Below are 11,835 nucleotides of genomic sequence, written 5' to 3' on the forward strand. Positions count from 1 at the left end.
ATTAGATGAAAAATGGTATTGCATTTCGCACGATTGGAGAAGAATTTGATGGATTTCTTTTAATTAAAGAGTCTACAAGGGGTACTACTAGTAATGGAAAACCATTTCTAACCTTAATACTTCGTGATGCTAGTGGTGAAATAGAAGCAAAACTTTGGGATGCAACGAAAGATGATGAAGAAACACTGATTCCAGAGCAAATAATTCAAGTCACAGGTGAAATTAACCAATTTAGGGGCAAGCATCAATTAAAAATATTATCTATCCGTCTTTCACAACCAATGGATAACGTTCAAGTAACAGACTTTTTAGGTAAAGCACCTATGGAAAAGGAAGAATTGGCAGAAAAGCTGACTGAGGCTATTTTTGAGATGGAGAATCCTAAAATTCAACGTCTAGTTCGTGCTTTTATAAAGAAATATCAGGAAGAGTTACTAACCTATCCAGCAGCTACCAAAAATCATCATGAATTTGCGTCCGGACTAGCATATCATGTGGTTAGTATGTTAGCTATTGGTAAAGAATTGCATAAGCTTTATCCAGAAATCAATAGAGACTTATTATATGCAGGAATTATACTGCATGATATTGGTAAGATTAAAGAGCTTTCTGGTGTTGTTTCTACTACCTATACGTTAGAAGGAAAAATGCTCGGACATATACCGATGATGGTTGAAGAAATTGGCTTAATGGCTAATGAGTTACAAATCGAAGGTGAAGAGGTACTTATTTTAAAACATCTCGTTTTAAGTCATCACGGAAAAGCAGAGTGGGGGAGCCCTACACCACCATTAGTCCGTGAAGCAGAACTACTACATTTAATTGATTTAATAGATGCAAAAATGAATATGTTAGGTAGGGCATTGGAAAAAATTCAACCAGGAGAATTTACGGAGAGGCTTTTCGCTATGGATAATCGTGCTTTTTACAAACCAAATTTTGAAGAAAATGAAGGATAGGTTATTTTTTCTTTCCTCGTTCATATATATAGTATTAAGGTTTGGACAAGGAGGAAAAATAGATGGAGTCAATTCCTATTTGGGTTATAGCAGTCATCTTATTAATTTTCTTCAGCGGATATATGGCATTACGTGCTATGCTGGCAGAACGAAAATTGGATCAACAATTTATTGAAAGAGAAGGAAAAATATACATGGAACGTATTCGCGAGGAAAGAATAAAGCGTCAGAGAGATCATAACGGAGATATGCAATAAACAAAGCGCCTATTCCATTTGAATAGGCGCTTGCGCTTTAGTTCTTAGGTAAAAGTATAAGAATTCGGACTTTATATTTTCGTAAAAAGAAATAGCCACGTCCAGCTTCAGCGCCCAGAAACTAGGCAACTTCACGAAATCGCCCTACGATCAAGAAGACTGCCGAATGTTCTTTGTGAGGCTAAGTCGCACTTATACCCTTGTGGCGAAAGTCATCATCGGTTTGTCGCCTCACCGTGATTCCTTTATCTCAGTTGATTCGCTCCACTCGCTACGTTTCTAAACGAGCGCTTGCGCTTTTGTTCTTTAACCTTGTGCATCTTCTTCAGTTGTATTTTCTTCCGTTTCTTCTGCTTCAAATAAATCTTCCATGCCTTCTACATTAATTTGAACACCAGCATCTTGGATTAATTTATTTATTTTTTCCTGGATTTGTGTTTGATCTACACGATTAAGTAAGATTTCACGCTCAAGTTCTTTTTTTACATCTTCAAATTCACCGATTGATTCTTCTTTTTCACGTACATCATTTACTTTAATAATATGTGTTCCATGAGTACTCTGCACTGGATCGCTAATTTCTCCTGCTTCTAATGAGAATGCTGCTTCTTCAAATTCTGGAACCATACTTCCGGCACTAAAGTACCCAAGGTCTCCACCATTCTCTGCGGATCCTGTGTCAGTAGAATATTCTTGTGCTAGTTCACCGAAGTCTTCACCGTCTTCAATTTTTTGTTGAACTTCAGCAACATCTTCTTCATTTTCTAAAAGAATATGTTGTGCTTGAATTTCTGTATTTTTACGTTCATATAACTCTTGTAAATCTTCTTCCGTAATTTCAACGTCTTCAGCAGCTGCTTTTTCTTGTAACATACTAACGTACATTATTTCACGAAGTTGTTCCTCACCGCCAAATTGTTGCTCTACCGTCGTATTGAAATCTTCCTCACTAGGAAATCCTTCCTTCATTGTGGAGATCTCTTCTTCTAATTCTTCGTCAGTTACTTCATAATTGTCTTCTAAAACTTTTACAGTTACAAGTTGTTGCAATGTGGATTCGCCATTCACATCTTTTAATTCTTCGTAAAACTCTTCTTTTGTAATATTTCCTGCTTCCGTTTCAGCAACGATTTCATCGTCTGAATTACATGCAGATAATGCGAGTACGCCGATTGAAAGTGACGCTGCTATGGTCCATTTCTTCATACTTCAAAACACTCCTACTCTGTACTATTTTGCGATTAGTTTTTACAATCATTAATATATCATACTTTTTCAGGAAAAAAATAGAATTTGTAAAAATACCTATAAAATCCCATTAAACTGTCACATTCAATACTCGTAGGTAGGAGCACACAAGTAGGGCTACCATAATCATATTTATAACTCGATATACTTTTAGTTGTTTCTTTTGTGATAGCTCCATCTTGATACAAAATGCATTGGTTAAAGAATTAAAGATAATGAGTACGATAAAAGCAAATACCATATAGAATATAACCATTGCTTTTGACTCTCCTTTCTTACCCTGTTCAAAAAGGTTATGCACTCTTTACTCTACCAAAAACAAGGCTTGTTGAACAGGGGGACAAAGATAATAACACTAATATTCTTTTTGTTTTAAAAGTAATTCAAATCCTTCTGATAAATGATGAATATAAACCTCTTTAGGGGCTTTGAATATATAAAATAGATATATAAAATTAGTAACGGTCATACCTAAATGAATGCTCGACCAAAGAAGTGTATATAGATAGTAATCAGCGAGTTGACTACTAATTAAAAATCCAGGCAAAGTCAAAATTATTGTTGGCATCATACCAGTTACAATAGCTTCTGGTTTCGTTAATTGTACGCCTTTAAAACAAAACCATGCAGGAAATTTTAAACCAGTTAATTTAAAAGGTATTTTCGTTGATTTCTTTAGAATACTTAAGCTTAAGACCATAACCAAAGAATGCAGTATAGGCATACTGATTATAGCGATTATAAATGGGAAAATTGCTTTTTCACTATTTTGGTAAGCTCCGTGTACAAATGATAAAGGTACATATGAAATTATAAATACAAGTAAACTAATAAATAATGCTATAAATTGGAGCCTTACTTTTCCAAACTCTCTAGTTAAATAAATTGTTTTTAAGCAATTCATCTTATCACCTACAAATCTTAAAAACTTGAAATAACACTGAGAGAATCATAGTACGTTTATGTAGAAAAATCAATAGTTATTTTAAAGAAAAAAGCTTTTGGTCCACTTCGTCATATTTTGACTGACAAGTGAATCAAAAGCTTCTATTTTTTAGTGATTACATAAAATCGCTTGTAGACTTAAACTACACGTATATCTCGAGCAGTTATATTAATTAGAACTGTTTAATTTTGATTCCAGTTCCTTAATACTTGATTCGATTTGTTCTAAGGATTGGTGTATATTTTCTTGATGTGGTTCGACGGTATCTCTCCAATCCTCTACTGATTTTCTCATTTCCTCTGTTAGTTCACGAACAAGGACTGCTCCTTCTTTAGAGGTACGCAACAATTGATTTTTAAGTTTTAAACTTTCTTCTTTTAAGCTATAAAGTAAGTTCCCAAGTTCCATACTTTGATCTTTTACACGATTTCTTAATTGTCGACCTGACTCTGGGGTGCTAAGTAATGTTACCCCAGCACTGACTGAAGCACCTACGAGGAAGCCTAATACTACTGATTTTCCTTTTGACATGGAAACGCACTCCTTTCCTATCTCTAGTATACCATTTCCTCTTTTTACATATGTGTTAAACATGGTTAAATAGAAAATTAATTATACTACTTATTCTCTATTATAAAGAAGGAAGAAAGATTCCGCCATCAATAAGAAAAAAGTCCTCTTCTAAAAAAGAAGAAGACAATTTGCTTGGCCTTCTAGTCCGTAAAAATGTGCTAACGGACGCTAATATCTTGATAACCTCACTTACTACCTGTTAAGCCGAAACTTGATTATGTGAGTGATACATTTCCAGAGCGTTTTAAAATCGTTCGTATAATTGGATAAATAATGATCATTATTACAGTGTTAATTATCGTTGCTGGTAAAACAATGGAAGCAAATAATGCAAAAAATCCACCTTCCATTAGTCCAATAAGAAATAATGTAACACTTAAGAAAATAGTACCGCTAATTATTGTACCTACTGCAGTTAATATTGGAGCAACAATTGTTGTTCGAACATTATTTTTTAGTAATAAAAACAAACTTAAGAAGATAAGTGCTGTTATTGGCTTATCAATGATATTTGCAATTTGTCCACCTGGAGCTGCTGTAGTTAAAGCGGATATAAATCCAGTAACGAATGATAATATCAGTACATAGTTGACTTTAGGGAATAAAACAATACCTAAAAACATCATCGCTAGTAACATATCTGGTTTAACTCCAAATAACATAGGTGGAGCCACAGTGTGCAATACTGCTCCAATACTTACTAATAATGCAAGCACCATTAATATTCTTGTATTCATTTGTCAATCTCTCCTCATCTATTCTCTGCTTAAAATCCTCCAACTGTACGCTCATCGTCAGTTGCGAAGAATAATGATAGTGTAACAAAGAAGGTGTAACATAACAAAGTTTTGATATAAAAACGGTAAAAGAATTCATGCAAAAGATAAATCCGAATGTTTAGCTTTGGAAAATCGCTTCAGAGATATACTGCGCTAATCTAACGATGTCTGTTGACCCTCCGGATGCTTCGCATTTCAGGGTATCAACGAAGCCTTCCTCCCACGGGGCAAGGAAGGCTTCGACAGCATTACATCACACGCAGAAAATTGATTTTTATTTTCAAAGCGTCTCCGTATATTTCTTACGCTTATTCGAGCTTTCATTCGTCTTTTAACCAGAATTTTTTGTTATGTCACAACCTCTTAACTTAGTTAATATTCTCGTTAATAGTACTAGCTACCTCTTGTAATTCATTTGAGTTATAGTCATCGGTGTGTACAGTCCAGTTAGGAGAATAGCCATCTCCCTCTCCATATCGAGGTATGAGATGTAAATGCAAATGGAACACAGATTGTTCTGCGGCTGATTCGTTATTGTTTAATACATTCATACCTAAGGGGTTATAAGACTTCTTTATGGCATTAGCAATAATTGGTACACGTGCGAACAATTCTTTTGCAACCTCCGGAGAAGTTTCATAAATATTTTTCGTATGTTCTTTTGGAATGATCAATGTATGGCCCTTGGTTACTTGGCTAATATCTAAAAAGGCATATACATGTTCATCTTCATAGACCTTTGCAGAAGGGATATCTCCTTGGATAATTTTACAAAAAATGCAATCTTCATGTGACATATGAAAAATAACCTCCTTTTTCTATATTGTATAGAGGCTTGTATGTAAAAGTAAAGTAATAAAAGTAGACTATTTGCCACATAATTCAATGTGACAAATAGTCTTAGTGAAGAAATAAGAAACACATTTTCAATTCATTTCTGTATACTAACGTTGGTCGTAAATTATATACATAACTTACATTTCCTTACCGATTACATTCAGATGAAGTGATTCGTATAAGGATTATCATTTGTCCAACAGAAACACCATCCTATCGAAATTTAGAGCAATTATCGATTACTAACAATTGTCATGTGTTATTATTACATAACTAAATTAGGTTTTCGATCGTTGACACCTCATTTGCGTTTATAGGTTATTGGAAGTGAGTTTCTTATTTTCTTCCTTTGTATTTTGAGCTTTTTCTACGATATTATACATAAATATATAAATTAATTTGGGTAATTGTAGAACGATTGGCTTTGGCATTGACATACAATAATGATAAAATCGTGTTAAGTATAGAGGAGGGAAAAGGGTGAGCACCTTATTACATATTAAAGATTTATATGGAGGATATACGCACAAAAATGTTTTACAAGGCGTTTCATTTAACGTTAATAGTGGTGAAATTGTTGGATTAATTGGTTTGAATGGAGCCGGTAAAAGTACAACGATTAAACATATTATTGGATTAATGCAGCCAAAAAAAGGTGACGTCTTTATACAAGACAAAACCTTTCATGAAAATCCGGACGGATATCGGAATCAATTAGCTTATATTCCCGAAATGCCTATTTTATATGATGAAATGACTTTATATGAACATTTGCGTTTAACTGCAATGGCTTATAATATTGATGAACAAGTGTTTGAGAGAAGGTTGGAACCTTTATTAAAAGAGTTTCGTATGGAAAAGAAACTTCATTGGTTTCCAGTGCATTTCTCAAAAGGTATGCGTCAAAAAGTGATGATTATGTGCGCATTTTTAATTGAACCACCACTTTATATAGTGGACGAGCCTTTTGTTGGTCTTGATCCGCTAGGTATACAGTCATACTTGAAAATGATGGAGCAGATGAAGGAACAAGGAGCTGGGGTGTTAATGTCCACGCACATATTAGCAACTGCAGAAAAATATTGTGATCGGTTTGTAATTTTACATGATGGTAAGTTGCGCGCTCTGGGAACATTGGATGAATTACGTTCGAGCTTTAATATGCCAGAGGCTTCCCTAGATGATTTATATGTACAACTAACAAAGGAAGATAACCATGTTTGACTCACATCTGTTTTATAAAAAACGATTATCTTCCCATATAAAAAATCTAAGTCGTTATTTGCGCTATATATTTAATGGGCATATTGCTTTTGCGATGTTTTTCTTTATATCTGCAACTGCTTATTATTATCAACAATGGTTAGCGAACTTACCAGCAAATTTTCCAACAGCAATTATAATTGGAATTGTTTTTGGGTTAATTGTTAGTTATAGTCCGATTCGAACATTGCTTCAAGAGCCTGATTTAGTTTTCTTAATACCAGCAGAAAAGCAAATGAAGAATTACTTTCGCAATAGTCTAATTTATAGCTTCGTTATTCAATTGTATTTAGTTCTGTTGTTTGCTGCTGCCCTTGCACCACTTTATTTTGCGACATTTCCCGAGAGAGAAGGGAGTATGTATTTTACTACACTTGCAATGCTTCTTCTGTGGAAAGTTGCCAATTTATTAGCAAATTGGTGGATGCTAAGAGTTCGAGAACCAAGTATACGTCGTATAGATTTATTAACGAGAACAATTTTAAATGTAGTGATTTTCTATTTTATGATAGTTGGCAATATGCTAATGACTGTTATTACAGTTAGTTTGTTCATCGTTGTATTGATTTATGATTTTTGGTACTCCAGTAAACAGGCAGGGATACTATGGGATGTTCTCATTGAGAAAGATAATAATCGTATGCAATCCTTTTATCGAATAGCAAATATGTTTGCTGAGGTTCCTCATTTGAAAAATAGGGTTAAACGAAGAAGTTGGTTAGTAACTCTAATCGTGAAGGGAATACCTTTCTCTAAAGAAGCTACTTATGCTTATTTATATCGTATTTCATATGTTCGAAGTGGCGATTATGTAGGTATGTATATACGTCTCGTTATCATAGGTGGTATCTTTATTTGGATCATGCCTAATAGTTGGATGAAAATATTATTTGGTTTATTATTTTTATATTTGAGTACTTTCCAAATGATGTCACTATATCAACATCACCGTACAAATATATGGTTAGATATATATCCTGTTCCAGAGCCTTTGAAAAGAGATGCAGTACTCTCTATTATTAGACAGCTGGGAGTAATACAATCCGTTTTATTTTCTCTTTTATTTTTATTTCTAGGCGATTGGCTTGGATTTGTAATCATGTTGATAGTTGGTGTGACTTTTACCATTATCTTTACGCAAGGGTATATACGGAGTAAATTTCAACAAACTTCTAATATATAATTTAAACAAAACCAAAGGACGCTAATGATTAAATGTTTAGCATCCTTTGGTTTTTTGTTTAGAGAAGAGAAACATCCTGAGTTATTACAAAAAAAACAGAAGAGATTACTTATAAAGCTAAGAATGTTCTCTACTTTTAATGTGTATTTGTTTCTTGTTGATTATCTCTAGTTTCTTCTTGATATTGCATATATACACTGATTAACGTCTTTGCAGCAGTAGGCAACGCTTTTTCATCGATATCGAATTTGGGGTGATGATGAGGATAAGGATTTCCCTCTAAATTCGCTCCAGTGAAAAAGTAAGCTCCAGGTTTATGATGAAGGTAATAAGCAAAGTCTTCGCCGCCCATAACTGGAGGTGCTTCTTCTGCGGTGTGTATTTCTTTTATATTTTTACTAGCTTTAAGTATAGTTTCTGCCTGTTCCTTATGATTTATCAATGGCGGATAACCTTTTACATAATTAAATTCGTAGCTTGCCTCATTTGTATCACATTCTCCTTTTAGAATGCGTTCCATCTCTTGGATTATTTTTTCTTGAACCCCACTATCAAAGTGACGAACAGTTCCTACAAGTTTAGCCTGATCAGCAATAATATTGAAGGCACTTCCAGCTTCAAAAATACCAGTAGTGACTACTGCCGTGCTAAGAGGGTCTAATCTTCTACTTACGATTTGTTGGAATTTTGTAATGATATCTGCTCCCAATACTATCGCGTCTTTTGTTTCATGTGGATATGCACCGTGTCCACCTTTACCTTGGATCGTGATTTCGTAACGGTCTGCACCTGCCATCATAGCACTTGTAGACGTATGTAATACTCCTAAAGGAATTGTCGCCCATAAATGAGTGCCAAACACAGCATCAACATGATCAATTGCCCCTGATTCAATGATCGGCTTTGCGCCTCCAGGAGCATATTCTTCTGCATGTTGGTGTAAGAAGACAATTGTGCCTTCGATTTCTTCTTGATGTTGCTGCATAACTTTGGCAAGTACTAGAAGTGTTGCTGTATGACCATCGTGTCCGCATGCATGCATAACACCAGGGACTTTGGACTTGTAGGGAACATTTTTTTCATCTTGGATTGGCAATCCATCAAAATCCGCTCGTAATGCGATTGTTTTACCTGGTTTTTTTCCTTTTAATGTAGCTAGCACACCATTGCCACCAATATTGGTTTCGTACGGAATACCTAATTCTTCATAATAATTTGCAATATAAGCTGCTGTTTTTGTTTCCTCAAAAGATAGTTCAGGATACTGATGTAAATACCTTCTTATTTCTACCATTTCATCAAAATGGTTATCAATTGTATCAAAAATCCTTGTTAACAATGATGTCAGCCCCTTTTTATGTTAGTTAACTATGTATTATAACATTATTCATATAATTTGTTTAAATATAATTATTGGAATTTTTAATTGCGTGGATGATGACGAAGGCAAATAAAATTGGTTGTACAGTTAACTTAATCAAAAGAATGAGGCTGGGATAACAAAAAATTCTAGTCAAAAGACGAATGAAAGCTCGAATAAGCGTAAGAAATATACGAAGGCTCCCGTGGGAGGAAGGCATCGTTGAGACCCCGGAAATGCGGAGCATCCGGAGGCTCAACAGACGCCATTGGATAAGCGCAGTATATTTCTGAAGCGGGTTTCCAAAGCTAAACTTTCGGATTTATCTTTTGCATGAATACTTTTGTCCCAACCTCATTAGGATGACAAACATCCATCATTCTATATTGAAGGGAGGTTACAGCGTTTAGGAAATTCTAGGGTCTTCTAAAAGTCGTTCAATTTCTTCCTTATGATGTGTTTCATCAGAAATAAGGTCATCTAATTTAACGACAAGCTCAGTAAATTTTAATTTCTCTGCTTGTTGTTTACGTTTTTCGTAACGTTTAATAGTATCTGTCTCTGATTGGAGCGCTGCTTTTAATAAATCTGCAACTTCAGTGGGTTGTGGTATGGACGCAGCAGTTGTGGTAGGTGTTCCACCTAACGTTTTTATTTTTTCAGAGAGATATAAGGCATGACCGAGTTCATCGTTAATTTCGGATTCAAAAAAGGGTTTTAAGGCTGATCGATATAATCCTGTGACTACAGAAGCGCTATACGTATACTGAATTGCGGCAGCGTATTCATTTGCTAAATCTTCATTTAATCCATCAATAAGCTCTTGAACTTCTTTATCCATTATCAAGTCTCCAATCTATTTAAGAGTTATGTGTTATGTATAAGTGAAGTTCCCTTTTAGATTTTTTTAAAACCTTTTCTTAAGGTATGATGTAAATAGAAGGAGTGAAAGAATGCGTAACAAAAAGATAGGTATAATTTTTTTAACTTTAATACTTGTGATTATTGGAATTTGGTCGATACAAGTAAAAATAGGTATTGTTCCTTTAATAGATCGCCCAACGAGGGATTTGGTAGAAAAATTAAGCAATACGGCTATTTTTGATGTATTTAGAAAAATAACTGAACTAGGTTCTAGTACATTTCTTATTCCGTTTGTCGTTGTCATGGTGATTGTTTTATTACTTTTATATAAACATTGGTTTCCAGCTCTCCTGTTTGTAAGTAGTATTGTTTTAACGCATGCTTTAAATGTTGCGATTAAAATGGTTACGACAAGAGAAAGACCAAGCATCTCGGTGGACGCTCATGCAGAAGGGTATAGTTTTCCGTCTGGTCATTCGATGATTCCGATGGTTTGTTATGGGTTAGTCGCTTACTTTATCGGGAGAAAATTACCATCCAGTACTGCAAAATTTGCATTTCAAAGTACGTGTGGAATACTCGTACTGCTGATAGGTCTAAGTAGATATGTAATTAATGTTCATTATTTAACTGATGTTGTAGCTGGCTTTACTTTAGGCTTCTTGTTATTAATGGGAAGTATTTATATCGATAAGAAATTTGAGTATTCTCCTACTAGAGACGGAGAAAAAAGCAATCCTTAGAAGGTTTATATATCATGCATTACAAATTATACTTAAAATCACGAACATCGTTTTCTACTAGGATTAGGAGAGGAGAACAAGTAATGCGTTTTTTAAAGTTTCTATTCGCAATGGTTTTAATCGCGTTTGGAATATTGCTTGTATTGAACAACGTAGGACTATATGATATTAAAATTAGTAATGCATGGGGATATATGTATCCTTTATTCTTTATTGTCTATGGTCTTGTTAGCTTGTGGAAATATTTAAGGAAAAAAGGTGGAGGCTGGATGTTTTCATCATTCCTTATTATTTTCGGAACATTGCTTTTACTTGATAGATTTCAATATATTTCGTTTGGTTTTTGGGATGTTTTCCAATTATGGCCATTGTTTATCGTCTATCTCGGAGTATCCATTATAAATACGAGGCAGGGAGGGTGGAATCAGTATTTAGGGGGAGCAACATATACGAAAGGTAGTTCTCACTTTTCTATAGGAGATTATCAACAAAAACAGGAGTGGAATTTGGAGCCTTTAAATCTAAGGAATTTAGCTGGCGATTTTTATTTGGATTTGACGAAAGCATATATTCCCGATAAAACAACGCCAATTGCTATTCGTTCTTTAGCAGGGGATGTGACGGTATTACTACCAGAGCACATTGATTTCCGAGTCGATGCCGCTATCAATGCAGGAGAAATTATCGTATTAAATGATATAGCTGATGGAATCAATAGAAATATAAGTTATGAATCAGAAAATTATCCAAATGCGAGTAAAAAAGTAGACTTGTTTATTCGTTTAAAAGCAGGATCTATACGTGTGGAAAGAATATAAGGGGG

14 protein-coding genes are annotated in these 11,835 nt (G+C 34.5%); 6 read left to right on the forward strand and 8 right to left on the reverse strand.

The features are described from left to right. The first annotated feature begins 5 nt into the window (after positions 1-5). Together yhaM and OB_RS06055 are read left to right on the forward strand one after the other, a co-directional pair. Positions 6-959: a 3'-5' exoribonuclease YhaM gene (gene yhaM, locus OB_RS06050; RefSeq protein WP_011065547.1), complete on the forward strand. Its 954-nt coding sequence runs from the start codon at positions 6-8 to the stop codon at positions 957-959. A 62-nt stretch (positions 960-1,021) separates the two neighbouring features. Then, positions 1,022-1,216: a sporulation YhaL family protein gene (locus OB_RS06055; RefSeq protein WP_011065548.1), complete on the forward strand. Its 195-nt coding sequence runs from the start codon at positions 1,022-1,024 to the stop codon at positions 1,214-1,216. A 306-nt stretch (positions 1,217-1,522) separates the two neighbouring features. Here the strand turns inward: OB_RS06055 and OB_RS06060 are convergent, their stop codons facing one another. The 6 genes from OB_RS06060 to OB_RS06085 form a co-directional block, all read right to left on the reverse strand. Further along, positions 1,523-2,422, reverse strand: a complete 900-nt coding sequence (locus tag OB_RS06060; RefSeq protein ID WP_011065549.1) for a peptidylprolyl isomerase — start codon at positions 2,420-2,422, stop codon at positions 1,523-1,525. Between the two features lie 112 nt (positions 2,423-2,534). Beyond that, positions 2,535-2,720, reverse strand: coding sequence for a hypothetical protein (locus OB_RS06065; protein WP_041544113.1), 186 nt, complete (start codon positions 2,718-2,720; stop codon positions 2,535-2,537). Positions 2,721-2,819: 99 nt separating this feature from the next. After that, positions 2,820-3,368: a DUF3267 domain-containing protein gene (locus tag OB_RS06070; protein ID WP_011065551.1), complete on the reverse strand. Its 549-nt coding sequence runs from the start codon at positions 3,366-3,368 to the stop codon at positions 2,820-2,822. Between the two features lie 210 nt (positions 3,369-3,578). Continuing rightward, complete coding sequence (locus OB_RS06075; RefSeq protein ID WP_011065552.1) at positions 3,579-3,941, reverse strand: YtxH domain-containing protein; 363 nt, start codon at positions 3,939-3,941, stop codon at positions 3,579-3,581. A 257-nt stretch (positions 3,942-4,198) separates the two neighbouring features. Continuing rightward, the gene (locus tag OB_RS06080; RefSeq protein WP_011065553.1) at positions 4,199-4,720 is read right to left on the reverse strand and encodes a tryptophan transporter; all 522 of its coding nucleotides are present in this window, start codon (positions 4,718-4,720) and stop codon (positions 4,199-4,201) included. 410 nt (positions 4,721-5,130) lie between these two features. Beyond that, entirely contained in the window at positions 5,131-5,559 is a 429-nt protein-coding gene (locus tag OB_RS06085) for an HIT family protein (protein ID WP_011065554.1), read from the reverse strand. Between the two features lie 520 nt (positions 5,560-6,079). Here OB_RS06085 and OB_RS06090 point away from each other — a divergent pair. After that, a complete protein-coding gene (locus OB_RS06090; protein WP_011065555.1) occupies positions 6,080-6,823 on the forward strand; it encodes an ABC transporter ATP-binding protein in 744 nt (247 codons plus the stop codon). Continuing rightward, on the forward strand, positions 6,816-8,045 hold the full coding sequence (locus OB_RS06095) for an ABC transporter permease (protein ID WP_011065556.1): 1,230 nt from the start codon (positions 6,816-6,818) through the stop codon (positions 8,043-8,045). The genes OB_RS06090 and OB_RS06095 overlap by 8 nt, the downstream gene beginning before the upstream one ends. Positions 8,046-8,181: 136 nt before the next feature. On the opposite strand, the gene OB_RS06100 is transcribed toward OB_RS06095, so the two are convergent. Further along, entirely contained in the window at positions 8,182-9,384 is a 1,203-nt protein-coding gene (locus tag OB_RS06100) for a M20 metallopeptidase family protein (protein WP_011065557.1), read from the reverse strand. Positions 9,385-9,811: 427 nt separating this feature from the next. Further along, positions 9,812-10,246, reverse strand: coding sequence for a ferritin-like domain-containing protein (locus OB_RS06105; protein WP_011065558.1), 435 nt, complete (start codon positions 10,244-10,246; stop codon positions 9,812-9,814). Between the two features lie 112 nt (positions 10,247-10,358). On the opposite strand from OB_RS06105, the gene OB_RS06110 reads away from it, so the two are divergent. Next, positions 10,359-11,012, forward strand: a complete 654-nt coding sequence (locus OB_RS06110) for a phosphatase PAP2 family protein (protein ID WP_011065559.1) — start codon at positions 10,359-10,361, stop codon at positions 11,010-11,012. A gap of 83 nt (positions 11,013-11,095) precedes the next feature. Continuing rightward, the gene (gene liaF, locus OB_RS06115; protein WP_041544114.1) at positions 11,096-11,830 is read left to right on the forward strand and encodes a cell wall-active antibiotics response protein LiaF; all 735 of its coding nucleotides are present in this window, start codon (positions 11,096-11,098) and stop codon (positions 11,828-11,830) included. Positions 11,831-11,835 lie beyond the last annotated feature (5 nt).

Source organism: Oceanobacillus iheyensis HTE831 (assembly GCF_000011245.1).
In the GTDB taxonomy this organism is placed as follows: domain Bacteria; phylum Bacillota; class Bacilli; order Bacillales; family Amphibacillaceae; genus Oceanobacillus; species Oceanobacillus iheyensis.